Source organism: Stenotrophomonas sp. YJH_SMC_19 (assembly GCF_059367915.1).
In genome coordinates this window covers 125,081-149,370 of sequence record NZ_JCAFRI010000005.1, presented here as the reverse complement: position 1 = coordinate 149,370, position 24,290 = coordinate 125,081, and the positions used below count along the sequence as shown (strand labels likewise).

22 protein-coding genes are annotated in these 24,290 nt (G+C 68.0%); 10 read left to right on the top strand and 12 right to left on the bottom strand.

Annotated features, from left to right (window positions below; all coding sequences use genetic code 11):
- Nucleotides 1-112: 112 nt before the first annotated feature.
- A complete protein-coding gene (locus AC5P5R_RS08185) occupies nt 113-1,558 on the top strand; it encodes a GGDEF domain-containing protein (RefSeq protein WP_100438109.1) in 1,446 nt (481 codons plus the stop codon).
- A gap of 40 nt (nt 1,559-1,598) precedes the next feature.
- Here AC5P5R_RS08185 and AC5P5R_RS08180 read toward each other — a convergent pair whose 3' ends face one another.
- Together AC5P5R_RS08180 and AC5P5R_RS08175 are read right to left on the bottom strand one after the other, a co-directional pair.
- Complete coding sequence (locus AC5P5R_RS08180; RefSeq protein ID WP_043034031.1) at nt 1,599-2,069, bottom strand: hypothetical protein; 471 nt, start codon at nt 2,067-2,069, stop codon at nt 1,599-1,601.
- Between the two features lie 5 nt (nt 2,070-2,074).
- Entirely contained in the window at nt 2,075-2,521 is a 447-nt protein-coding gene (locus tag AC5P5R_RS08175) for a universal stress protein (protein ID WP_032129880.1), read from the bottom strand.
- Between the two features lie 141 nt (nt 2,522-2,662).
- On the opposite strand from AC5P5R_RS08175, the gene AC5P5R_RS08170 reads away from it, so the two are divergent.
- The 4 genes from AC5P5R_RS08170 to AC5P5R_RS08155 all read left to right on the top strand — a co-directional run bounded on the left by AC5P5R_RS08170 (nt 2,663) and on the right by AC5P5R_RS08155 (nt 7,776).
- Complete coding sequence (locus AC5P5R_RS08170) at nt 2,663-3,580, top strand: LysR family transcriptional regulator (RefSeq protein ID WP_005411002.1); 918 nt, start codon at nt 2,663-2,665, stop codon at nt 3,578-3,580.
- 153 nt (nt 3,581-3,733) lie between these two features.
- On the top strand, nt 3,734-5,263 hold the full coding sequence (locus AC5P5R_RS08165) for an MFS transporter (RefSeq protein WP_100438108.1): 1,530 nt from the start codon (nt 3,734-3,736) through the stop codon (nt 5,261-5,263).
- 21 nt (nt 5,264-5,284) lie between these two features.
- Nucleotides 5,285-6,367, top strand: a complete 1,083-nt coding sequence (locus AC5P5R_RS08160) for an HlyD family secretion protein (RefSeq protein WP_100438107.1) — start codon at nt 5,285-5,287, stop codon at nt 6,365-6,367.
- Nucleotides 6,364-7,776, top strand: a complete 1,413-nt coding sequence (locus tag AC5P5R_RS08155; RefSeq protein WP_043034035.1) for an efflux transporter outer membrane subunit — start codon at nt 6,364-6,366, stop codon at nt 7,774-7,776. The genes AC5P5R_RS08160 and AC5P5R_RS08155 overlap by 4 nt, the downstream gene beginning before the upstream one ends.
- A gap of 112 nt (nt 7,777-7,888) precedes the next feature.
- Here the strand turns inward: AC5P5R_RS08155 and AC5P5R_RS08150 are convergent, their stop codons facing one another.
- The 5 genes from AC5P5R_RS08150 to AC5P5R_RS08130 all read right to left on the bottom strand — a co-directional run bounded on the left by AC5P5R_RS08150 (nt 7,889) and on the right by AC5P5R_RS08130 (nt 12,686).
- Nucleotides 7,889-8,227 (bottom strand): hypothetical protein, encoded by a 339-nt coding sequence (locus tag AC5P5R_RS08150; RefSeq protein WP_005410998.1) that lies wholly within the window; start codon nt 8,225-8,227, stop codon nt 7,889-7,891.
- 77 nt (nt 8,228-8,304) lie between these two features.
- Nucleotides 8,305-9,246, bottom strand: a complete 942-nt coding sequence (locus tag AC5P5R_RS08145; RefSeq protein ID WP_005410997.1) for a DegV family protein — start codon at nt 9,244-9,246, stop codon at nt 8,305-8,307.
- 94 nt (nt 9,247-9,340) lie between these two features.
- Nucleotides 9,341-9,973, bottom strand: coding sequence for a 2-hydroxychromene-2-carboxylate isomerase (locus AC5P5R_RS08140; protein WP_005414448.1), 633 nt, complete (start codon nt 9,971-9,973; stop codon nt 9,341-9,343).
- A 20-nt stretch (nt 9,974-9,993) separates the two neighbouring features.
- Nucleotides 9,994-11,277, bottom strand: a complete 1,284-nt coding sequence (locus AC5P5R_RS08135) for an amidohydrolase family protein (protein ID WP_005410995.1) — start codon at nt 11,275-11,277, stop codon at nt 9,994-9,996.
- Complete coding sequence (locus AC5P5R_RS08130; RefSeq protein WP_012481231.1) at nt 11,277-12,686, bottom strand: amidohydrolase; 1,410 nt, start codon at nt 12,684-12,686, stop codon at nt 11,277-11,279. The genes AC5P5R_RS08135 and AC5P5R_RS08130 overlap by 1 nt, the downstream gene beginning before the upstream one ends.
- 152 nt (nt 12,687-12,838) lie before the next feature.
- On the opposite strand from AC5P5R_RS08130, the gene AC5P5R_RS08125 reads away from it, so the two are divergent.
- On the top strand, nt 12,839-13,615 hold the full coding sequence (locus tag AC5P5R_RS08125; RefSeq protein ID WP_005414446.1) for an AMP nucleosidase: 777 nt from the start codon (nt 12,839-12,841) through the stop codon (nt 13,613-13,615).
- 43 nt (nt 13,616-13,658) lie between these two features.
- Nucleotides 13,659-14,198 (top strand): DUF924 family protein, encoded by a 540-nt coding sequence (locus AC5P5R_RS08120; protein WP_005410992.1) that lies wholly within the window; start codon nt 13,659-13,661, stop codon nt 14,196-14,198.
- A 77-nt stretch (nt 14,199-14,275) separates the two neighbouring features.
- Here the strand turns inward: AC5P5R_RS08120 and grxD are convergent, their stop codons facing one another.
- Complete coding sequence (grxD, locus tag AC5P5R_RS08115; RefSeq protein WP_164281628.1) at nt 14,276-15,202, bottom strand: Grx4 family monothiol glutaredoxin; 927 nt, start codon at nt 15,200-15,202, stop codon at nt 14,276-14,278.
- Between the two features lie 59 nt (nt 15,203-15,261).
- On the opposite strand from grxD, the gene AC5P5R_RS08110 reads away from it, so the two are divergent.
- Nucleotides 15,262-16,041, top strand: coding sequence for a polysaccharide deacetylase family protein (locus tag AC5P5R_RS08110; RefSeq protein WP_100438105.1), 780 nt, complete (start codon nt 15,262-15,264; stop codon nt 16,039-16,041).
- A 75-nt stretch (nt 16,042-16,116) separates the two neighbouring features.
- Here the strand turns inward: AC5P5R_RS08110 and AC5P5R_RS08105 are convergent, their stop codons facing one another.
- The 3 genes from AC5P5R_RS08105 to AC5P5R_RS08095 are packed head-to-tail and all read right to left on the bottom strand — an operon-like array spanning nt 16,117 to nt 18,733.
- Complete coding sequence (locus AC5P5R_RS08105; RefSeq protein WP_164281627.1) at nt 16,117-16,833, bottom strand: class I SAM-dependent methyltransferase; 717 nt, start codon at nt 16,831-16,833, stop codon at nt 16,117-16,119.
- Between the two features lie 4 nt (nt 16,834-16,837).
- Entirely contained in the window at nt 16,838-17,455 is a 618-nt protein-coding gene (locus tag AC5P5R_RS08100; protein ID WP_100438104.1) for an SGNH/GDSL hydrolase family protein, read from the bottom strand.
- A 3-nt stretch (nt 17,456-17,458) separates the two neighbouring features.
- Nucleotides 17,459-18,733 (bottom strand): pyridoxal phosphate-dependent aminotransferase, encoded by a 1,275-nt coding sequence (locus AC5P5R_RS08095; protein WP_005414441.1) that lies wholly within the window; start codon nt 18,731-18,733, stop codon nt 17,459-17,461.
- Between the two features lie 114 nt (nt 18,734-18,847).
- Here AC5P5R_RS08095 and rsgA point away from each other — a divergent pair, with 114 nt between their 5' ends.
- Together rsgA and AC5P5R_RS08085 are read left to right on the top strand one after the other, a co-directional pair.
- On the top strand, nt 18,848-19,957 hold the full coding sequence (rsgA, locus tag AC5P5R_RS08090; RefSeq protein ID WP_100438103.1) for a ribosome small subunit-dependent GTPase A: 1,110 nt from the start codon (nt 18,848-18,850) through the stop codon (nt 19,955-19,957).
- Between the two features lie 209 nt (nt 19,958-20,166).
- Nucleotides 20,167-21,420 carry a flavohemoglobin expression-modulating QEGLA motif protein gene (locus AC5P5R_RS08085; protein WP_005414439.1) on the top strand — a complete coding sequence of 418 codons (1,254 nt, stop codon included), beginning with the start codon at nt 20,167-20,169 and terminating at the stop codon, nt 21,418-21,420.
- Nucleotides 21,421-21,858: 438 nt separating this feature from the next.
- Here AC5P5R_RS08085 and AC5P5R_RS08080 read toward each other — a convergent pair whose 3' ends face one another.
- Nucleotides 21,859-24,156: a TonB-dependent receptor gene (locus AC5P5R_RS08080; protein ID WP_111723039.1), complete on the bottom strand. Its 2,298-nt coding sequence runs from the start codon at nt 24,154-24,156 to the stop codon at nt 21,859-21,861.
- Nucleotides 24,157-24,290 lie beyond the last annotated feature (134 nt).

Here is a 24,290-nt window from a genome sequence, read left to right as displayed (position 1 = left end):
GCACTACCATCGCGGTGCACTCGGAGTGTCGTTTTGCCGCAGTGGATCACGCCGCTGTGGCGTGCCGGCGCGCTATCGTGCGCGTAGACGGCCTTGCGGATCGGGGGGATGCATGCCGGTAGTGCTGGCGCTGCTGTATGTGCTGTGCCATGGCCTGGTGCTGGCCCTGTGGCCTGGCCCCGCCGGGGTAGGCTCCTTCGTTTTTCTGACCGGCGCACCGCTGCTGGCGGCGGCCGCCTGCCTGTGGCGGGCCCGCCGCGACCGCGCGGCACTGGGGTGGCGCGCCACGGCATTGGCACTGCTGCTGTGGGCCGGCGGCATGGCGTTCAACATGATCGACGCCTTGGGCGCCGGGCGTGCTGATTTCACCCCGCGCGCAAGCCTGTTCCTGTACGTGCTGTATGGCGTGCCCCTGGTGTTCATCCTGGCCCGGGCACGCCGCGAGCGCCTGAGCATCAGCCTGATCGACGCGGCGATGGCGGCGCTGCTGGGTGTGCTGTTCTTCGTGCACACCGCATCGTTCGCCGCCCGTGTCGAGGTCGACGCCCATGCGATGTCCAACATGCAGCGCATGTTCGACATCCAGAACCTGTGTATCGCCGCGTTCGCCGTGGTGCGATGGCTGGCCGGCGACGTGCCCGAACGGCGCAGGTTCTTCCGCGCACTGGCGCTGTACGCACTGGCCTATCTGCTGGTGGCCTACTACATCAACCACTACACCTCCGATGATGCATTCGGTGCGTTCAACGATCTGCTGATCGACGTACCTTTTCTGCTGATCGCCTGCTTGGCGCTGGACACGGCGCCGGACACAGGCACCACGGCACACCCGCGGCTGGCGAGGACGGTGCAGGCCGCCGGTCCGATCATCCTGCCATTGCTGCTGCTGGTGGTCGGCACGCTGGTGGTCGATCATGCGCGGCCGTTGGCCGTTGCCGGCTTCGTCGTAGCCACCCTTGGCTTCGGCCTGCGCAGCGTCCTGCTGCAGACCGATCTTCTGGAACGCCAGGCAGCACTGGATCAACTGGCGCGGCAGGATGGCCTGACCGGCGTGGCCAACCGCCGCGAGTTCGACGCACGGCTGACGTCCGAGTGGAATCGCGCACGGCGCAGCGGCACCGAGCTGGGCCTGCTGCTGGTGGATATCGACCACTTCAAGGCCTTCAACGACCAGCACGGCCATCCGGCCGGTGATCGTTGCCTGCAGGCGGTGGCCGGGGTGCTGAAGGTCATAGCCGGTCGCGGTGGTGACAGCGTTGCGCGTTATGGCGGTGAAGAGTTCGCCGTCATCGTGCCCGGAAGCCCGTTGTCGGGCGTGCTGGCGCTGGCCGAGCGGCTGCGCGAAGCGGTCGAAGCGCTGCCATTGCCGGAAGGCCCGGTCAGCATCAGCGTCGGCGTGGGTTACCTGCATCCGCCGGCTCTGGCCAGTGCCGATCAGTTGCTGGCAGACGCCGATGCCGGCCTGTATGCCGCCAAGCGGGCTGGCCGCAACCAGGTGATCCTGCATGCGCACGTGCTGGATGACGAGGGCAGCACGCACGGAACGATGGACTGCTGAGCAGCTCTCTGCATGCGATCACACGGGGGGGCGCGACGGCTTATCGCTGCCGCAACCAGCCGGTCGGATCGAGCAGCCTCAGCCCGACCGGTGACAACGAGCGTTGTCGCAACGGCAGGTTTGCCGCCTGCACGGCCATCGCACAGCGTGCCAGTTGCCGGCGCAACGGTGCCAGCGTGTCGTCTTCGCGGGGCCGCGCATGCCGCCATTGTGCGATGCGCAGCAGGCAGACCAGCAGGTCCAGCTCGCTGGCGGCAATGAAGGGAGAGCCGGCCGGCAGCAGATCGATCGGAGCGGCGGGGGTGGCCAGCAGGGGCAGCAGGCCGATGAAGGCGTCGCATCCCTCCTGGCCAAGCCCGAGTCCGCTCAGCTGGGCAAGGCCATTGGCCTGCAGATCGGGGTCGCGCAACTGCCGTATCGCGCCCAGCAGCGCCTGTTCGCCGCGGCCGAACTGTCGACCGAAGGCGCGGTAGTTGACCCGGGTGGGAAACAACGGGGAACGGGAGGCCATGGTGGCTAGGGCTGTGGGTCGCGGGTTTCCACCAGCACCGGACAGGGCGCGTGGTCGATGGTCCATTGCCCGATCGAGGGTTCGAACAGGCGTTCCAGCCGGGACAGGTGGCGGTGGCCGATGACGATCAGGTCGCACTTCAGGCGCCGGGCCTGCTCGCTGATCACTTCGCCCGGGTCGCCGGAGGGAATCTGCGCGATGGCGTCGACGCCGCGTTCGCGCAGCTCGGCCAGGGCTTCGGCCAGCACCGCTTCGGCCCGCGAGCGCTGGCGGGCGGCTTCCGGGTACTCGATGCGGTCGGCTTCGCTGGCATCGGCCGCCAGCGCGAATTCGGGGTCGAGCACGCACAGCAGGTGCAGGCGGCTGTGGGGGCCGGCGATGGCGGCGGCCAGGTCCAGCACGCGCGCGTGCTGGGGGCCACCATCCAGGGCGACCAGCAGGGTATTGAACATGGATGTCTCCTTGGCAGGCCGGGGATGGTCGCCGATGTCACCGCGCGCACCCATGCCGTGCGCGGCAGTCAATGAATGCGTCTAACGCAATCCACCGTGGTTGCAAGTGCCGTAAAGTCATCTGATTTACTGGAGACTGTCATGCCCCTGCCGGACCTGAACCTGTTGCTGGCACTGGACGTGCTGATTGACGAATGCAGCGTGGCCGCCGCCGCGCGCCGGATGAACCTGAGCGCGCCGGCGATGAGCCGTACCCTGGGCCGGATCCGCACCGCGCTGGGCGACCCGGTGCTGGTGCGTGCCGGCCGCGGTCTGGCGCCCACGCCCCGCGCCCTGCAGCTGCGCGAGCAGGTCCGCGATGTGATCGAGCAGGCCCACCGCGTCTTCAACGCCGGTCGTGAAGTGGACATGCGCGTGCTCGAGCGGACCTTCAGCGTGCGTGCCAATGATGTGTTCGTCGGGGGGTTCGGCGGACGCCTGCGCGAGCTGTTCCGCCAGCAGGCGCCGCGCGCAGTGCTGCGCTTCGTGCCCGAAGGCGATACCGATGACGATGCGATGGCGCAGGGCCGGATCGACCTGTACATCAGCACGGCCGGCAAGCATGCGCCCGATACCAAGGTGCAGAACCTGTTCAGTACCTCGTTCATGGGCGCCGCGCGCGAAGATCATCCCTTGTTCGATGAGGAGATCAGCGCCGAGCGTTTTGCCGCCTGCGACCACATCGCGGTGTCGCGCCGCGGCTTGCCGCGTGGCCCGATCGACGATGATCTGGCCGCGCTGGGCCTGCAGCGGCGGGTGGCGCTGATCAGCCCGACCTTCCACGGCGCGATCTTCGCGGCGGCCGAATCGGACCTGATCCTGCCGCAGATGCCGAGCGTGATGCTGGAGCGGATCGTCAGCATGCGCCTGCCGCTGCGCCTGTTCCCGCTGCCGATCCCGGTGCGGACCGCCGCCATCGTGCAGGCCTGGCATCCACGCCTGGACAACGACGCCGCCCACCAGTGGCTGCGGCGCTCGATCAAGACCATGTGCGAAAGCGCAGGGGAGGCCCCGCGCTGACATCTGCATGCGTGCGCCTGGCGCACGCCTGGGATGCGGGTTGCGCCATTTTTCGCAGGGTACCGGCTCCCTAGACTGCGCTCCCCGGAGTTTCACTGAGCGCATTCCAATGACCCCCAACATGCCGTGCACTGCACGGATAGGTGCCCGGCGATGAGTACGCCGGCCGCCGCTGTCCCGGCCGCCGCAGCGCCCCGTCCTGCCGCCGCCCCCGGGCTCGATCGCCGCATTCTGGTCGGCCTGTGTGGCGTGCTGCTGGCGGTGCTGGTGTCGGGCTTCAACGAGAACATCACCAAGGTCGCCCTGGCCGACATCCGTGGTGCGATGGGTTTCAGCGTCGACGACGGCAGCTGGATCGTCGCCCTCTACAGCGCGATGTCGGTCAGCGCGATGGCCTTCGCACCGTGGTGTGCCGCCACCTTCTCGCTGCGCCGCTTCGCATTGGCGATGATCGGTGGCTTCATGGTGCTGGGCGTGCTGTGCCCGCTTGCCCCGAACCTGCAGGTGTTCCTGCTGCTGCGCGCGCTGCAGGGCCTGTGCGGTGGCGCGCTGCCGCCGCTGCTGATGAGCGTGGCGCTGCGCTTCCTGCCCCCGGGCATCAAGCTGTATGGCCTGGCCGGCTACGCACTGACGGCGACGTTCGGCCCGAGCATGGGCACGCCGCTGGCCGCGTTCTGGGTCGAGCAGGTGGGCTGGCACTGGGCGTTCTGGCAGATCGTGCCGTACTGCCTGGCCGCCATGGCGATGGTCGGCTGGGGCCTGCCTCAGGACCCGCTGCGGCTGGAACGCTTCGCCCAGTTCGATGGCGTCGGCCTGCTGCTGGGCCTGCCGGCGCTGGTGCTGCTGGTGCTGGGCCTGGTGCAGGGCCCGCGCCTGAACTGGTTCGACTCGCCGATGATCACGCTGATGATCGATGGCGGTGCCGGCCTGATGGTGCTGTTCATGATCAATGAATGGTTCCATCCGCTGCCGTTCTTCAAGCTGCAGCTGCTGGCCAACCGCAATCTCAGCTACTCGCTGGTGACGCTGGGCGGCGTGCTGTTCGTGCTGCTGGCAGTGATCTCGATCCCGTCCGGGTTCCTGGCCAGCGTGCAGGGCTACCGGCCGCTGCAGACCGCACCGATGCTGCTGTGGGTGGCGCTGCCGCAGGTGATCGCGCTGCCGCTGGTGGCGGCGCTGCTGAACATCCGCGCGGTGGACTGCCGCTGGGTGCAGGCCACGGGCCTGGCGATGCTGGCGCTGGCCTGCTGGCTGGGCTCGCACCTGGACGTGGCCTGGATCCGCGACAACTTCCTGTGGGTGCAGCTGCTGCAGGTGTTCGCGCAACCGATGGCGGTGCTGCCGCTGCTGATGCTGGCCACCGGCGGCCTGGCGCCGCAGGACGGCCCGTTCGCCTCGGCCTGGTTCAACACGGTCAAGGGCTTCGCTGCCGTGCTCGCCGGTGGCGTGCTGGATGCCGTCGCCCAGGGCCGCCGTCATTTCCATTCCACCGTGCTGGTCGACCGCCTTGGCGAGCAACCGTGGCTGGCCGATGGCCCGCAGCTGGGCGCGCGCCTGCATGCACAGGTACAGGCGCTGACTTCGGCCGACCTGTACTGGGTGGTCGCACTGGTGGCGCTGGCCTTCATTCCCCTCATTGCCTGGATGCCCACCCGCATCCATCCGCCACGTGCCGTGGCCTGAACCTTTCGCAGGAACCCCCTCATGACGATCAATCGAACCACCCTCAACACCGGCCTGGGCCTGGGCGTGCTGGCCCTGGCCGTCGGCGCGTGGCTGCTGCTGCGCGATGGCGGCCACCAGACCACCAACAACGCGTACGTGGTGGCCGACTACACCCTGGTAGCGCCGAAGATTCCCGGCTTCGTCAGTGCCGTGGAAGTCGAGGACAACCAGTCGGTGAAGGCCGGTGATGTGCTGGCCCGCATCGACGACCGCGACTACCAGGTCGCCCTGCAGGCGGCCCGTGCCGACCTCGCCAATGCCCGTGCACAGCTGGCCAATACGCAGGCCGCACTGGCCCAGCAGGACTCGTTGATCGCGCAGGCCAGGGCCAGTGTCGATGTCAGCCGTTCCGAGCTGACCCTGGCCAGTGCCGACCAGCAGCGTTACCGCGAACTGGCCCGTGACGGCGCCGGTACCGTGCAGAACGCGCAGCAGGCGCAGTCGAAGCAGGCCGTGGCCAGTGCGCATCTGCAGCAGGGCCAGGCCGCGCTGTCGACCGCACGCCAGCGCACCGACATCCTCAGCGCGGGCGTGCAGGCTGCACAGGCGGCGGTGCAGCGTGCGGAAGCGGCGCAGGCGCGCGCCGAACTGGATCTGTCGCACACCGTGCTGCGCGCACCGATCGATGGCATGGTCGGTCGCCGCGCGGTGCGCGTGGGTGCCTACCTGACGCCGGGTACGCCGGTGGCCGCGGTGGTGCCGCTGAAGCGCGCCTTCGTGGTCGCCAACTTCCAGGAAACGCAGATGACCCGCATGCAGGCCGGCCAGCAGGTCGAACTGAAGGTGGACGTATTCCCGGGCAAGCCGCTGCGCGGGCACATCGACAGCATTGCACCAGCCACCGGCGTCACCTTTGCTGCAGTCGCACCAGAGAACGCCACCGGCAACTTCACCAAGGTGGTGCAGCGCATTCCGGTGAAGATCGTGCTGGAGCCGGGCCAGCCGCTGCTGGACCAGCTGCGTGCCGGCATGTCGGTGGAAGCCAGCGTTGACCTGGGCAGCCGCGCGCGCGCGCAGAGCGTGCAGCACAGTCCGGGCCACAAGAGCGGGGAGGGCGCATGAGCGCAGTCACCGTGTTCCGCACCTTCGTTGCGGCCAGCCTGTGCACGGCCTTGGCTGCCTGCACGATGGGGCCGGACTTCGTACGCCCGCAGGCGGAACTGCCCAGCCACTGGCAGGGTGAGGCCGTCGCCGGCAACGCCATCGACCAGGACGCGGCCTGGTGGGCCGGTTTCGACGATCCGCTGCTGGGGCAGCTGGCCAACCAGGTGCTGGCGGCCAACCTGGACCTGCAGCTGGCGGCCAACCGCGTGCAGCAGAGCCGTGCTGCACGCGGCATCACCGCCGCCGATCGCCTGCCCAGCGTCAGCGCGAGCGCCAGTGGCGTGCGTGCACGCAACAGCGAGGTGGGCCTGAATGATCCGTCCGGCAACGGCGGCCGTGATGACTACGGGCTGTTCCAGGCCGGTATCGGCCTGAGCTGGGAACTGGACCTGTGGGGCCGCGTGCGGCGGCAGGTGGAAGCGGCCGACGCGCGCGTGCAGATGGCCGAGGAGGATGCACATGCAGTGCGCATCGCGCTGCTGGCGGAAACCGCGCGTGATTACCTGCAGCTGCGCGCGACGCGGCAGCTGCTGGCGATCACCGAGGACAACCTCAGCATCGCCCACGACATCAAACGCCTGACCGAAGCACGCCAACGCCAGGGTGTGGCCAGCACGCTGCAGGTGTCCAGCGCGGCCGCGCAGGTGGCATCGCTGCAGGCACGCATCGCGCCGTTGCGGCATCGCGAATCGCAGCTGCGCAATGCGCTGGCGTTCCTGCTGGCGCAGCCGCCGCAGGCGCTGGACGCGCAGCTGCAGGATGCACGCCGTGACTGGCCGGCGTTGCCGGCCGTAGCGGTGGGGCTGCCCAGTGAACTGGCCGAGCGTCGCCCTGACATCCGTCGTGCCGAAGCGGCACTGCATGCGGCAACGGCAGGCATCGGCGTGGCCAAGGCCAGTTTCCTGCCGCGCATCACCTTGAATGGCGACGCCGGCTTCCAGGCCAAGCAGCTCGATGATCTGGATGGCTGGAACGCGCACCGTTTCAGCATCGGTCCGTCGATCAGCCTGCCGATCTTCCAGGGCGGACGGCTGAAGGCCAATCTCGCGCTGAGCAGGCTGCAGCAGCAACAGTCGGCCCTGCAGTTCCGCCGTACCGTGCTGCAGGCATGGCACGAAGTGGATGACGCCATGGATGGCTACAGTGCCGAGCAGCAGCGCACGGTGCAGCTGCACGTGGCAGTGGATGAGAGCGAGACGGCACTGGGGGCGGCGCGCCGGCAGTACCAGGCCGGCGTGGTCGACATGCTGGACGTGCTGACCACCCAGCGCATCGCACTGGACAACCAGGCCGCGCTGGCCAACAGCCAAGCCACCGCCGCGATCGCGCGTGTAGAGCTGTACCGCGCGCTGGGTGGAGGCTGGTAGTGCCGGCCGCTGGCCGGCATTTTCATGGGGGGTGTGGATGCCGGCCAGCGGCCGGCACTACCTCGCGTCGCGGTAGTTGCCAACCAAGGTTGGCACCTACCAGGGCAGGGCCTCAACGCACGTCGCGCAGTTCCCAGTGGCTGCCGGCCAGCAGGCGCAGGCGCTGCTTGAACACGTCACTGTCGATGCGGGTGGTGGCGACCAGGTTGATGCGCAGGTCCTTCTGCTCGCCGGTCACGGTGGCCTCCGGATCGGTCACGCCCCACTGCGGTTCCACCGCGTCCGGGTCGGGCTGCTTGGCCTTCCAGCGCTCGAACAGCGTGCCGCTGCGCAGGGCATCCTGCAGCTCTTCGGCGAAACCGGCGGCGCCCTGCGAGTGGAAGGACAGGTCAGGGTCATTGCCACGGGCCTTGGACGGGTCGGGCAGGCTGATGTGGTACTGCGCAGGCATGGAGTTCTCCTTGAAGTGCGGCAAGACTGGCACAACCGCAGTGGAATCGATGTGCAGATTCCGGCCGTGGCCAGCGCTCATTCGAACCGATGCGGCCCATCGGCGAAGCCTACGGTGACCGCGCCCTTGCCGACGTTGACCATGCCGGTCAGGCTCATCACCGATTCGTACACGGTCACGCCATGAGTGGCGCAGACCTCTTTCAGCTGTGCGTAGCCGGGCAGGGCACGCAGCTCGTCCAGTTCTCCGCCGTAGCTGACGCACACCGTCGGCGTCATCAGTCCGGCACGTACGCGCTGGCCGACCACCGCGAACAGCTTCTGCACGGCATTGTCGAATCCCTTGATCTTGGCCACCGGCCCGGTCTCGCCGCGGTAGCCATGCAGCACCGGCTTGATGTCCAGCGCGCTGCCCAGTGCGGCGCTGAGCAGGCCGACACTGCGGTCACCCTTGTGCCGTGCGCGCGCACGCATGTAGTACAGGTCACGGGTGACCATGTAGCCGTGCACGTTGCCGGCCAGTTCCTCCAGCCGCTCCCGGATCTGCTGCACGCTGGCGTTGCTCTCGCGCAGGCGCACGGCTTCCACCGCCGTAACCGCCTGCGCGGCGAACAGGTTCTGGGTATCGAGCACGCGCAGCGCGAACGGTGAGTTGTAGCCTGCCGCCTGGCGCACCGGCTTGTAGTCGTTGAGGATGGCGAAGCTGGCCTGCAGCGCGTTGTCATGGATCGGGCTGCGGGTCTTGGTGATGGTCATGCAGAACACGTGGTCGTAATCGATCACCAGCTGCTGCAGGAACAGGTCGCGGATCTGGTTGACACTGAAGGGAATGGTTTCCGCCTCGGCGCCGTGTTCGGCCACGTGCGCGTGCAGGAAGCTCAGCGTGGCCTGCTCATCGCGGTGATCGGCCAGCACGGCTTCGCCGATGCGGACGGTGATCGGCAGCAGCACGATGTTGTGCTCGGCAATGAAGTCCTGCGGCAGGTCGCAGGCCGAGTCGACGACGATTCCGATGCGCATCCGCGGCTCCCCCTCCAGGGCGGTTGTAGGTTCGGAAACGTGAAATCTATCTCAAAACCAGAGCCCGCGCCCGAGGGAAAGGCGCCACCCCTGTTCAGCGATCGCGCTGTACCGCCACCGGCAGGCTGTCCAGGCGTTGCCATTCGGGCTGCTGCAGCAGGGCAGGATCGGCCAGCACGGCCGCCATCAGCGGATGGGCGTCGTTGCCCCAGAACAGTTCCTGGTCGATGGCCAGGGTCGGGACCCCGAACACCCCGGCGCCGATTGCGGCCTCGGTGTTGCGCCGCAGCTGTTCCTTGACCGCCGGGGCGGCGATGGCGCTGGCGACATCCTCGATGCCCAGCTGCGCACCCGGTTCGCGCAGGGCCTCGGCGCTGTCACCGGCATGGCCGTCGCGCCAAATCCAGTCGAACAGCACGTCCACCGCCTGTGCGCTGGCTCCGGCGGCCAGGCACAGGCGCAGCGCCGACAACGGATTGAACGGATGGCCGGGCGGGAAGCGCATCGGCGTGCCCTCGGCCTGCGCGGTCCATTGCAGCTGGCGGTACATGAAACGGCGCTTGGCCGGAATCTCGGCCGGCCCGAGATTGCCCAGGTGATGCAGCACCGCGCCGAAGGCGATCGGCACGGTCTGGATCTGCGCGAACTGCGGCAACTGTTTCAGCTTCTGCCAGTGCAGGTAGGAGTAGGGCGAGACGAAGTCGAAGTACCAGCGCAGGGTGGCCATGGTGGTGTCCTTCAATGCAGTCAGGGCTGCGCATTGCGCTGCAGGTAGCGATCACGCAGGTCGGTCTGGCGCGAGCGCATCGGCATCGCACGCCCGCCCAGCCAGACCTGTTCGGCATAGTGCGCCACGTCCAGCGGGTCGCCTTCCCACAGCACCAGGTCGGCGCGCTTGCCGGGCTCGATGCTGCCGATCTGGTCGGCCACGCCGAACGCCTGTGCGGGTACCCGGGTCAGCCCGGCCAGACCGTCAGCCCAGGGCAGGCCGTTGGCCACTGCATTGCCAGCCAGCTGGCGCATCTTGCGCGCATTGTGGGTGGCGTCGCCGCGCTGCACGAACGACACCGGCACGCCTGCACGCTGCAGGCGTGCGGCGGTTTCCAGGGTGGCACCGATCTGGTCGAAGCTGGCTGGCAGGTTGGCCAGCACGTCGACGAATACCGGCACGTGCGCAGCGGCCAGCTCCGGCGCGACCTGCCAGGCTTCGCTGGCACCGGCAATGGCGATCTTCACCTTCTCGCGTGTGGCCCAGCGCAGCAGCTGGCGGATGTCCGAGGCACGATCCACCTCCACCACGATGCGGCCCTGGCCGGCCAGGTAGCGACTGAGTGTGCGGCGCCCGGCCGGGGTCAGCAGCGCGTGCGGCGAGTCTGCAGCCACCTGGCCGCGTGCTTCGTCGACCATCTGTTGCAGCAGCATCCATTGCGCGGCGCGCGAATGGCCGGTCAGTTCGGAGGCGGCCGCACCGATGCGCAGGAACAGGGCACGCGGGCCGATCGGGTCGGCGCTGCCGTCCAGCCGCATCACGCCGCCCTGGCCGGCCACGAAACCACCACCGGTGGCTGCCCCCAATGCAGTGAAGCCGATGCCTTCCAGGCGCGTGACCGGAATCAGCACCGAGGCCGGGTTGTAGGCGAGGGTGACGTCGAATTCCGGGCGCAGCGGCTGCTCACCGAGCTTCAACGAACTGTCCACCGTGCTCGATTCACCCGAGACCTCTTCGATGCCGGTTTCGGTGATGCCACCGAACAGGGCCGGGGTCAGCGGCCTGCCATTGGCTTCGACCACGGTCGCCCCGGCCGGCGCGGACAGGCCGGGGCCGACCGCGCGGATGATGCCACCCTGGACCAGCACATCGGCGTTGTGCAGGCTGCCGCGTGCGCTGGCTGTGTGCACCGTTGCGTTGCGCACCAGCAGGTCCTGTGCCTGTGCGGATGCGGAGATGCAGGCCAGCACCATGACAGTAGCGCCGAACCATGCTCGGCTGCCCTTCGCGGCAGACTGCGCCAACTGCTTGAGCACCATCATCAACGCACCTCCTGGCCAAGCTGGAAATCAGAACGCGGCGTCGCTGCCGGTGCACTGCGGTCGTACAACCTGCGGCCATCAATGAAGACCTGCTCGGCCAGCGCGTAGGAACTGAAAGGGTTGCCGTTCCAGACCACCACGTCGGCCATCTTGCCGGCCTCCAGTGTGCCGGTCTGGCCTTCAATGCCCAGCGCCTTGGCGGCGTTGGCGGTCATCCAGGTGATGGCGTGTTCGGGCGTGATCTCCGGCATGCGCGCGCGGCGCGCGGACGCCATCACCTTGGCCGCTTCCTGGTTCAGGCGCTGGATGCCCTCGGGTGAATCGGAGTGGACGATGGCGCAGCTGTTCTTCGGCCGGTCGACCAGCGCGATGTTCTCCGGAATGCCGTCGAAGGCTTCCATCTTGAAGCCCCACCAGTCGGCCCACAGCGCACCGCAGACGCCGTCGGCGGCCAGCCTGTCGGCCAGCTTGTAGGCCTCCACGCCGTGGTGGAAGGCGGCTACCTTGAAGCCGAATTCCTTGGCCAGATCGAGCATGGTGGCCATCTCGTCGGCGCGGTAGCAGTGGATGTGCACGCGGATGTCGCCTTCGATCGCGCCGGCCAGCGTGTCCAGCTTGAGATCGCGCTTGCCGCCGGCATCACCGGCGCTGTCGCCCTTGTCGCTGCCGAACCAGCTCTTGCGCTTTGCCGGCTTGGGCTTGTTCTTGGCGATGTAGTCGGCGGCATCGATGAAGGCGGCACGATAGCCGGCCACGTTGCCCATGCGCGTGGCCGGGGTCACGCCCTTGCCCTCGCCATAGACCCGCTTGGGGTTCTCGCCGCAGGCCATTTTCAGGCCCCACGGCGCACCGGGGAACTTCATCGCCTGGTAGGTGATGGCCGGGACGTTCTTCAGCGTCACGCCGCGGCCACCGACAAGGTTGGCCGAGCCCGGCAGCACCTGCATGCTGGTCACGCCGCCGGCCAGCGCGGTGGCGAAGCCCGGGTCCTGCGGCCACACCGAGTGTTCGGCCCAGACGTTGGCGGTGACCGGTGCGGTCATCTCGTTGCCGTCGCTGTGCGCACCGACACCCGGGCTGGGATACACGCCCAGGTGCGAATGCACGTCGATCAGGCCCGGAGTGACCCACTTGCCCTGTGCATCAATGCGGGTGACGCCCGCATCGGCCTGCAGCTGGCGGCCGACGGCAACGATGCGGCCGTCGCGCAGCAGCACATCGGCGTTGTCCAGGCGCTGGCCGGTACCGGTCAGCACGGTGGCATTCTGGATCAGTACCGGCGCATCGGGATGGGCCTGGTAGGTGCTGGGGTAGGGATCGGCGACAAAGCGCGAGGCGCCCACCGCCGGAGCCGTGCTCAATGAAAGCAGCGCCAGGACCACCCCGGCGCGCAACAACGTCGATGCCATGCAGTTCCCCTTGCAACCTGGTCCAACCGCCGACGCTAGCCCGGTGGCGGCGGGCTTGCCAAGTGACCTTCTTCACAGGACGGTCGACGGCGGCTCGACTGCACCGGCCGGGTGGCCGAAAATACCCGGTCCCCCGCCGTACCGGACCGCCCATGAAAAGCAAGCAGGAAATCGTCGACAACTGGCTGCCCCGGTATACCGGCGTGCCTCTGGACCAGTTCGGCCAGCACATCCTGCTGACCAACTTCGGCGGCTACCTGCATACCTTTTCCGAGCTGACCGGTGCGCCGGTCATCGGCCTGGACCGGCCGATGGCAAGCGCCACGATCGACGGCATCACCATGATCAACTTCGGCATGGGCAGCCCCAATGCCGCGATCATCATGGACCTGCTGTCGGCGGTGATGCCCAAGGCGGTGCTGTTCCTGGGCAAGTGCGGCGGCCTCAAGCGCAAGAACCAGCTGGGCGACCTGGTGCTGCCGATCGCTGCGATCCGTGGCGAGGGTACCTCGGGAGACTACCTGCCGCCGGAAGTGCCGGCGTTGCCGGCGTTCGCGCTGCAGCGTGCGGTCTCGACCATGATCCGCGACCTTGGCCACGACTATTGGACAGGCACCGTCTACACCACCAACCGCCGGGTCTGGGAGCACGACGAGGCCTTCAAGGAGCGGCTGCGGGCGATGCGCTGCATGGCCATCGACATGGAAACCGCCACCGTGTTCGCCGCCGGCTTCGCCAACCACATCCCCAGCGGTGCGCTGCTGCTGGTGTCGGACCAGCCGATGATCCCCGATGGGGTCAAGACCGAAGCCTCCGATGCCAAGGTCAGCTCCCAGTTCGTGGAAAACCATATCCAGATCGGTATCGAGGCGCTTAAGCTTATCCGGCGCAACGGCAAGTCGGTCCGCCACCTGCGCTTCGACGAATGATGACGATCGCCTGGCGCGGCGCGCCGGCCCTGGGGAGTAGGTGATGGACGTTGCCGCGCAAGTGGTGGAATTCTGGAAGGAGGCGGGCCCTGCGAAGTGGTTCGCCCGCGACGACGCGTTCGACGCGCAGTTCCGCCAGTTGTTTCTGGATGAGCATTTCGCCGCCGCTTCGCGCGCGCGCGAACATTGGCTGGGCAGTGCCGAAGGGGCGCTGGCCCTGATGCTGCTGCTCGACCAGTTCCCGCGCAACTGCTTCCGGGGTACTGCCCATTCCTACGCCACCGATGGCCTGGCCCGGCATTACGCCATGCGCGCCATCGAGGAAGGCCTGGACCTGCAGCTGGTGCCGAAGCTGCGCGCCTTCATCTACCTGCCGTTCGAGCACTCCGAGGATCCGCTGGACCAGGACCGCTCGGTGGCGATGTTCGACGTGCTGGGTGACAAGGAATACCTGCAGTACGCCGAACTGCACCGCGACATCATCCGCCGCTTCGGTCGTTTCCCGCATCGCAATGCCGTGCTCGGTCGCTTCCCCACGGCGGAAGAACTGGATTACCTGGCCGAAGGCGGGTTCGCCGGCTAAGAAAAAGGGGACGGAGGGGATTAAGTCGTTTGTGCCATAAACGACTTAATCCCCTCCGTCCCCTTTTTCAGTGCCGATCAGTACTTCGGCACGCCGTTGTCCACCTCTTCCGACCAGGCGTTGATGCCGCCGGTGACGTTGAACACCTTGGTGAAGCCCAGTGCACGGAACTGCTCGGCAGCCCGTGCGCTGCGGCCGCCGTGGTGGCACATGAAGGCCAGTGCGGTGTCCTTGGGCAGGGCCTCCAGCTCCGCACGGCCGTTGCCGTCGAAACTCTTGAACGGCACGCCCACAGCAGCGATCTCGCGCTCCTCGGCCGGGCGCACGTCCACCAGGGTGATGTTGCCGGCACGCACCAGGTCATCGGCATCACGCACGCTGATTTCCTGCACCGGCTTGGGTGCGTTCGGATTGTCGATGGCCAGGCCCTTGCCGCGGATGTCGTCCACCCAGTCGATGGTGATGCCGTTGGCGCGCCGGGCGCTGGACAGGTCGAACTGCACGCGCAGCCCATTGGACTCGGCAGCGATCGCGCCTTCGTCATGCGGGGCCAGCTGGAAGTTCGGCTGGAAGCCGGCGTCGATGGTCAGCTGCAGGGCAGCGCCCGGGGCGTCGGCCAGCGCGCCCTTGAGCATTTCCACAGCGGCCGGGGTGACGGTGATGCTCGGCGGGGTGCGGTCCGGTGCGGCCAGGCCCAGCACGCTGCTCAGTTCGCCGCTGGCGGCCATCTGCAGCACGATGTCGCTGCCGCCGACCAGTTCGCCGTCGATGTACAGCTGCGGGATGGTCGGCCAGTCGCCGTAGGCCTTGATGCCTTCACGGATTTCCTGGTCGGCCAGCACGTTGACGTGGGCGAACTCGACACCGAGGTCCTGCAGCGCGCCCACGGCCTTGGCCGAGAAGCCACACTGCGGCATCGACGGCTGGCCCTTCATGAACAGCACGACGCGGTTGGCGTTGAGGATGGATTCGATGCGCGAACGCAGGGCGGGATCGAGGGACATGGACGTCGGGGTTCCGGGAATTCGAATCATCAATTCTACCCCCCATGGCATCATGGGGGATGAGCAACGCAGGAACATTGCATCGCATCCCGACCCGGCCCTGGCGCTGGCTGCCCTGGCTGGTGGCGTCGCAGTTGGCCGTGATCCTGGTATGGGTACTGGCAGGCTGGCACTGGGCCCTGCCGCTGATGGTGGCCAGCCACGCGCTGTTCATGGTGCCGATATTCCTGCCCAACAGCCGTTTCTACGCGCCGGTATTGAGCCGGGTGCCGGACGCTGGCAACAGTGTCTGGCTGACGATCGATGACGGCCCCGGCCCGGAAACCCGTGCCGTGCTCGACCTCCTGGACCGCCACCAGGCGCGTGCGACCTTCTTCCTGGTGGGGGACCGTGCACTGGCGCAGCCGGAACTGGTGGCCGAGATCCTGCGCCGTGGCCACGATCTCGGCAATCACAGTCTCAGCCACCCGCAGGCCCGCTTCTGGCGCCTGGGCCCAGCGGCGATGCGGGCCGAGATCGAAGGCTGCCAGCATGCGCTGCAGGCGCTGAGCGGGCATCCGGTGCGCTGGTATCGCTCGGTGGTGGGCATGACCAACCCGTTCGTGGCGCCGGTGTTGAAGGCGCTGGGCCTGGTGCGCGTGGGCTGGAGTGCCCGCGGTTACGACGGCGTCGGCTGCACGCCGGAGGGCGTGCTGGCGCGGTTGCTGCCGGACCTGCGCCCAGGGGCCATCGTGCTGCTGCACGAGGGCGCCGCCCACGGCCACAATCTGGCGATCATCGAGCGCGTGCTGCAGGCGCTGGACGAGCGCGGCCTGAAGGCGCGGCTGCCGGTCAGCTGACACGGATGCAGTAGCGCCGGGCGATGCCCGGTGGGTTCCACGGGCGCCGCTGCGCTCGCCGGGCATGGCCCGGCGCTACCGGTTCCGCCGCGCTACCAGCAGCCAGCTGTTGAACGGCGTACGCCCATGCAGTGGCCGGGGGGCGGCCACCTGCAATCCCGCTTCGGTCAGTGTCGCCTGCAGGACCTGCGGGTCAGGATAGTGGCGCGGCCGCGTGCCCATCCAGCCGACCAGCCAGGCCAGCCGATCCGCCACCCGCGTGGTGCGGTCGCGGCCATCGCCGGTGGCCAGCGGCGTGCGCAGCAGCAGGCAGCCGCCGGGGGCCACCCGTGCACTGGCCGCGCGCAGCAGTGCCTGCTGTGGGTCCGCGTCCAGGTACTGCAGCACGTCCAGCAGCAGGACGTGCCCGGCCTGCGCCGGCAGTGGCGCCTGCACGTCCACGCAGTCGAAGAGCACGTCATGCAGCTCGACGGCGGCACGTTGCGCGCGGGCGATCTTGCCCGCATCCACGTCCACGCCCAGGTAGCGCTGGGTGCCGCCGCGCTGGCGCAGTACATGGGCGAACAGGCCCAGCCCGCAGCCGAGGTCCAGCACCGGCTGCCCGTCGTCAGGCAGATGCTGCAGCACGCCGTCGTACAGCGGATCGCTGCCGAGCTTGCCGCGGGTGTAGTAGTAGTCGCGGCGGCTGCCCCAGGCCTGCGCCGGGCGGAACGCTTCGGCGATCAAGCGGGCCTGCGGGGCCGTCAGGGGAGCACAGGGCAGGGGCGGGCCGTTCCGTGGCGTGCCGTCCATCGCCTCAGTCCGTGCCGCCAAGCAGATGCGCGGCAACCGGCAGCGCGCGCGCGCTCCACAGCGCGTACATCCGCGCTGAAGGATGCAGGCCGTCCTCGGCGATCATCGTCGGGTCTTCGCCCTGCGCGCGGCTGATGTCGGTGATGTCGACGAAGGCTGCGCCGTGCCGGGTGCTGATCACCTTGGCGGCGGCATTGAACTCGTCGGTCTCGATCTCGATCGCGGCCAGGTCGCGGCCACTGCCGACACCGAACGGGGTGGCGCCCCAATCGGGGAAGGACAGCACCAGCACGCGGCCGGCATCACCGCCGGCGAAGCCGATCGCCCGCTGCAGCAGGGCCTGGAACTGGCTGCGGTACTCGTCCAGCGGACGCCCGCGGTACTGGTTGTTGACGCCGATCAGCAGGCTGACGAAATCGAACGGGCCCTGTGGTGCAGCCGCGTCGATACCCGCATCGAGCTCGTCGGTCGTCCAGCCGGTGGTCGCAATGGTCTGCGGGTCGGCCAGCGCCACGTCCTGCGCGCGCAGCGCGGCGGCCAGCTGGTGTGGCCAACGGCCTTCGACTGCAACCGCTTCACCGATGGTGTACGAATCGCCCAGCGCCAGGTAGGACAGCGCCACGGCTCAGGCCACCGAGCGGCGAGGCTTCAGCGGCACGACCTTGGTCGCATCCTCGGCGCGGCGCGCCAGCACACGGTCGATGCGGGCGAACACATCGCGCATCACCGAGGCCTCCGGCATCAGGGTCACGCGGAAATGGTGGCGGTACGGCACGTTGAAGCTCGAGCCCGGCACCACCAGCACGCCTTCGTTGTTCATCAGGTCCAGCGCGAAGTTGTGGTCGTCGAAGCCCTTCGCAGCGGCGCCGACCACGGCCGGGAACGCGTACAGCGCGCCGGCCGGCGCGACCAGCGACAGGTGCTCGCTGGCTTCGCAGGCCTCGATCACCGCGCGGCGGGTTTCATACAGGCGGCCGCCTGGCGTGCACAGCTCGGAGATGGTGTCCGGGCCGTTCACCGCAGCTTCGATGGCGTACTGGCCTGGCACGTTGGCGCACAGGCGCAGCGCGCCGAGCAGGTCCAGCGCAGCGCGGAAGTCGCCCAGGCGCGCATCGTCGCCGCTGAGGTGGGCCCAGCCCACGCGCCAGCCGCAGGCGCGGTGCACCTTGCTCAGGCCGCTGAAGGTCAGGCACGGATGGTCGCCGGCCAGCGGCGCGACCGGCTGGAACACCGCGTCGTCGTACAGGATCTGGTCGTAGATCTCATCGACCAGCAGCAGCAGGTTGTGGCGGCGCGCGATTTCCACCACGCGCTCCAGCAGTTCGCGCGGGTAGCTGGCGCCGCTGGGATTGTTCGGATTGATCAGCACGATGGCGCGGGTGCGCGAAGAGACCAGCGTCTCGATCTCGCTCGGGTCCGGCTGGAATCCGTTCTCCGGCGCGCAGCGGTAGTACACCGGGCGGCCATCGTTGAGGATGGTCGAAGCCGACCACAGCGGGTAGTCGGGCGAGGGCACCAGCACTTCATCGCCCGGGTTGAGCAGCGCACGCAGCGACAGGTCGATCAGCTCGCTGACGCCGTTGCCGAGGAAGACGCGGTCCGGATGTGCATCGGGTGCGCCACGACGGGCGTAGTAGCTGGCGATGGCTTCGCGGGCCACCGGCAGGCCCTGCTGGTGGGTGTACGGGTCGGTGCGGCCCATGTCGTCGGCGATCGCGCGCTGCAGGTGCTCGGGCGCGCGGAAACCGAAAGCGCCCGGATTGCCGATGTTGAGCTTGATCAGCTTGCGGCCCTGCGCCTCCAGCTCCCGGGCTCGCCGCGCCAGTTCTCCGCGGATTTCGTAGCGCACTTCGGAAAGGCGCTCGCGGATGGCCAGGGGCTTGGGCGAGTTGGTGGACATGGGAGCTGGGCCGTCGAAAGGCATGGGGCTTCCATCCTACCGGAATTGCTGCAATGCATGGCAAGGGCTCCGGGCCCGTCACTGCTGGGCTGGCAGGGCGCTGGCACAGGTAGAATGGCGGCGATGACCCAGACCCCCGATTTCATCGCCCTGCAGACCATCGGCTGGCCCTGGCCGGGCCCGCCGCAGCAGGCCGACTGGCAGGCCGCGATGGCCGCGCACCCGCAGGCCAGCCCGGCACGGGTGATCGAACAGCACCGCACCCACTACGTGGTGGCCGATGGCCCGGATGCCTCGATCAAGGCCGAGTCGCTGCCCGAATGGCAGCGCCCGCGCTTCCCCAGCCATGAACGGCCTGCAGTGGGCGACTGGGTGCTGCTCGACGGCATCCGCATCGTCGCGCTGCTGCCGCGGCGTACCGCGATCAAGCGCGGTGCGGCAGGCGAGCATTACCACCAGCAGGTGATCGCGGCCAACATCGATACGGTGTTCATCGTCTGCGGGCTGGATGCCGACTTCAACCCGCGCCGCATCGAGCGCTACCTGCTGCTGGTCGGCGGTGGCGGTGCCGAACCGGTGGTGGTGCTGACCAAGGCCGACCAGACCGAGTACAGCGAAGACGCACTGGCGGTGCTGGAAGAGCTGGAGATGCAGGGTATCGCGCTGCATGCGATCAATGGCCTGGATGCCGACAGCGTGGCGGTGCTGCAACCGTGGCTGGGCCCGGGCCGCACGGTGGTGCTGGTGGGCTCGTCCGGTGCCGGCAAATCGACGCTGACCAACACCCTGCTGGGCGAGCAGCGGATGAAGACCAACGCGGTGCGCGCCAACGATTCGCGCGGACGCCACACCACCACGCACCGCGCACTGATGCCGCTGCCGACCGGCGCCTGCCTGATCGACACCCCCGGCATGCGCGAGCTGAAGCCGACCGGTGAAGAGACGCTGTCCGAAGGCGGCTTCGCCGATATCGAAGCGCTGGCCGCACAGTGCCGTTTCAACGACTGCAAGCACCAGCAGGAACCGGGCTGTGCCGTACGCGCAGCGATCGACGCAGGTGAGATCGAAGAGAGCCGGCTGCTCAACTACTTCAAGCTGAAGGAAGAAGTGGCCGCCGCCGCCGCCAAGCTGGCGGTCCGCCAGGCCGAGACCGCGCAGGAGCGTGGCGGCAAGAAGGGCAAGGGCCAGCAGTTCCGCCCGGCCGGCAAGCCGCGTAGGCGCTGATCGGTACCGCGGGGGCGGATCCCATTGCACCGCAATGGGCGCTGACCCCTGCAATGAACCCGCCTCTGCCTGCTTCGGGCAGATGCCAACTGCCCGCTCCTGACAGGTGCCAACCCTGGTTGGCACGGGTGTGTCCGAAGCCCACCGTCGGCGGACGCCAACCAACGTTGGCACCTACCAAAGCAAGGGCAGGGCGCTATAGTCCGCGCATGGAACCGACTGCGACGCTGGACCGTGACGTGGCCCACCATGCAGCGCTCGATGCGCGCCTGGTCGAGGCCGTGGGAGGCATCCGCCTGCTGGGCCTGACCAGTTGGCCGGCAACGGTGCAGGCACCGTTCCTGGATAGCGTGGCACGTGGTCAGCCGGTGCTGCCGAAGGTGGATTACCCACGGCTGGACTTCAGCGAAGAACGTCGCGCGCTGGCCGCGATCGCCGCCGACTGCGACGACAGCCACCCACTGGGCCACTACGTGCGGCAGTCGGCGCAGAGCTGGGACCTGGCCGCGCAGCTGCTGGAAGGGCTGGGCACCGCCGCGGTCGATACCTGTTCGGTGCAGCTGTTCGGCGCACCCGAGCAGCCGCTGCCGGGCAATGGCCCGAGCACGCGCGAAGCAGCGCGCCACTTCATCCAGATTGCCGCCGAACTGGACCACGAACTGCTGGCGCCGGAAGAGCAGGTGCCAGTGTCGGCCATCGCCCTGCAGCTGCAGCTGCAGAACGACCTGGATGCCTTCTTCGAATCGCGCATCATCCAGGTGCAGCTCGACCCGGAACTGGTGTCCAAGGCGGCTGCCGGCCCGACCCGCATCCGACTGCGCACCAGTGCCCGCTTCAGTGCCTACGACCGCGCGCAGCTGTTCCACCACGAAGCGCTGGTGCATTCGCTGACCGCATTGAATGGCCGCGAACAGCCGGTGCTGCCGAGCCTGGCATTGTCTTCGCCGCGGGTGACCGCGACACAGGAAGGCCTGGCCACGTTCGCCGAGCAGATCACTGGCAGCATCGACATCGAGCGCCTGAAGCGCATCAGCCTGCGTACCGAAGCGATTGCGATGGCACGCGAAGGCGCCGATTTCATCGAAGTGTTCCGCTATTTCTGCGACGCCGGGCAGAATGCGGAGGAGAGCTTCGCCTCGGCACAGCGCGTGTTCCGCGGCGTGCCGCCGAATGGCGGCCTGGCCTTCACCAAGGACACGGTGTACCTGCGCGGCCTGGTGTCGGTGCACACCTTCTTCCGCCACATGCTGGCCGAGGACCGCCTGCAGGTCTGCCGCTGGTTGTTCGCCGGCAAGATGAGCCTGACCGATGCGATCGCGTTCGCGCCGTTGTTCGAGGCGGGGGTGCTGAAGCCGCCGCGCTGGCTGCCGCACTGGGTGAGCCGGGCGAACGGCCTGGCCGGGATGCTGGCGTTCTCGCTGTTTGCCAACCGGATACGGATGGACCAGCTGGCGCCGGAATGAAATGCGTTGGCGGGATGATGCGCTGGCGCCTCGATTGATGTCGCTGGGCGGCGGTGGGGCACCCTGGCCAGGACACGCCGTAAACCCATCCATGGGGGCTCGATCGGCGCATCCATGCGCCTCACGGTCCTGGCCAGGGTGCCCCACCGCCGCCAGACAGTTTCCCGCGCGGGCGGCAGCACATCATCGCGCCGAAGGGATTGCGCTTGAAAAGCAAAGAGCCGGGCAATGCCCGGCTCTTTGCTTCTGCTCTTCTTTGCCTTCCGCACCGTGGCGCGGGAAGCCGTCGAGCAGGGTCGGATGGGCCGGCGCAGGACCGTTGGCGCCATGGATGGCGCCATCGAGCCCCCATGGATGGGTTTACGGCGTGTCCTGCGCCGGCCCATCCGGCTCTGCCCCGCGATGATAATCAAGACGCTGCGGAGCAACGCTTTCGACTTAGAACTCCGCCGCCACCGTCATGAACAACTGACGCGGTGCGCTCGCATGGATCGCATAGCGCGTACCCTTCGGATCGGTCGGTGCGAACGAACTCAGCTGGCCCGCATAGCGCTTGTTGGTCAGGTTGGTCGCATTCAACGACACCCGCACGTTGCGCAGGCCCAGGCCCGGGCCGAAGTCGTAGCCCGCACCAGCGTCGAAGGTGGTCACGCCCGGCACCGACTGGTCGTTGGTGTAGGTGTAGTAGCGCTTGCCGGTGTACTTGGCACGCAGGCTGGCGAAGAAGCCGTCACGATTCCAGCTGATCTCGCTGGAGGCCATGCGCTGCGGCGTATCCACCGTGATCTTGCCGGCCACCGGCACGATCGCGCCACCCGAGGTGTAGTCATCCTCGTAGGTGGTCTTGTTCCAGGACAGCGCGTTGTACCACTGCAGGCCGTCGATCGGCTTGAGGATGAAGGTCAGCTCCGCACCGTGGCTCTTCACCGAACCGACGTTGATGAAGCGCGTCACGCACTCCGGACGCGTGCCGACTTCGATGCTGGAACACGGGTTCAGCGACAGCAGGCGGTTGTCGAACTTCACGTTGTACGCGGCGATCGAGGCCTGGTACTTCTCGCCGAAGGTACGGAAGCCGGCTTCCAGGCTCTTGGACTTCTCCGGCTCCAGGCCGGCGCCGGCCGCGAACGATTCCGGCGACACCTGCAGCGGGCCACCGCTGCCGCCACCGACGAAGGCGGCGATGTTCTCGGCGTACGAGGCGAACAACTCGTTGTTGGCGTTGAGCTTGAAGCCCAGGCCCACCTGCGGCAGCACCGACTTCTTGGCGGTCAGCGTGCCCGAGGCGATGCTGGTTTCCACGCCCGGCTGGGCGGTGGCGCGCATGCGGGTGTTCGGGCTCTTGATGCCCACGTCCACGGTCAGGCGCTGGTCCAGGAAGCGCATGCGGTCCTGCACGTAGAACTGGCGCGTGCGGATGTCGAAGTCCTGGTTGAACAGCAGGCGGTCCGGATTCTTCAGGTACAGGTCGTCCAGGAACGGGCCGCTGATGTAGTAGAAGTTGCGCGAGACGTTGTGGTCGTTCTGCTCGTACCACAGGCCGGCCTCCAGTTCGTGGATGCCCACCGTCCACGACAGCGCGGCGGTCACGCCATCGCGGTTGATCGTGTAGTTGGTGCTGCGGATCGAAATCGGCAGCATCCTGTCGGTGCCCGGGTAGGACGGCTGGCCCGGTGCCCACCAGTGGCCCTGGCCACGGTTGTCGTGGTGGTAGGCCAGCAGCTTCAGGCGACCCTGCTCGCCCAGGCGCAGGTCGGCATCGACCGAATAGAGGTTGTCGTCGCGAAGTGCACGGCTCTGGTAGTACGCATCGTCGATGCTGTTGACGCCGCCGCTGAACTTGCAGCGTGCCTTGTTGTAGGTGCCCGGCGCGCAGTACGCAGCGGCGACGGCGCGATCCCAGTCCGGCGCGTAGATGTTCCAATCCCAGCCCAGGCCACGCGCCAGCATGTCCTTGGACAGGTAGGCGTAGTTGGCCTGGCTGGCGCGCGAGGTGGCCACGAACGCACCGAAGCGGTGGTCGCCGACATTCCACACTGCCTTGGCGTTGAACTGGCGGGTGGTCTGGTTCTGGTAGGGCGCGGCCCACATGTCCTGGTCCTGGTGCACGCCGGACACATAGGCCGAGAAGCCGTTGATGTCACCGGTATCCACGCGCAGGTAGCCACGGCGCTGGCTGTTGTCGCCGACGGTGACGCTGGCGCGGCCACCGAACTCGGTGGACGGGTCCATCGAGAAGTACTGGATGGTGCCGCCCAGGTTGCTGGTCGAGGCCACGCCGAGCGAACCGATGCCCTGCGACAGCTCGGCACCGGCCAGGTTCTCGGCGATGATCGCGCGGGCGATGCTCAGGCCGTTGTAGTTGCCGTAGCTGTTGTCGCCCAGTGGGATGCCGTCCAGCGTGTAGCCGAGGCGGCTCTTGTCGAAGCCGCGCAGGCTGATGGTCTGCGATTCTTCGTTGGCGCCGAAGGCATCGTTGGACTGCACCGACACGCCCGGCAGGCGGTCGAGGATCTTCTGGCCGCTGGTGCCCGGCGGCAGCACCTGCTTGTCGACGGTGGTGATGCGCTGCACCTGGCGGGTCTCGCCCTGACCGATCACGGAGACGGTATCCAGCGTCTGCGCGCTCAGCGCGGCATCGGTGCTGGCGCCGGTATCGGCGGCGGTGGCGGCATGGGCGCTGGTGGCGGCGGAGAGCGCGATCGCCACGGCGATCGTCAGGTGTCGGGTCTGCATGGTGGTCCGTTGCATTGGGGGTGGTCACCGGCACGCGTGCGCGGTGCATGGCCACTATGCGAACGGAACATGAAACCTTCTTTACGGAAAACCAACGAACGGTGCAGGGCAGTGGTGCGTGTCCTGCAACATGT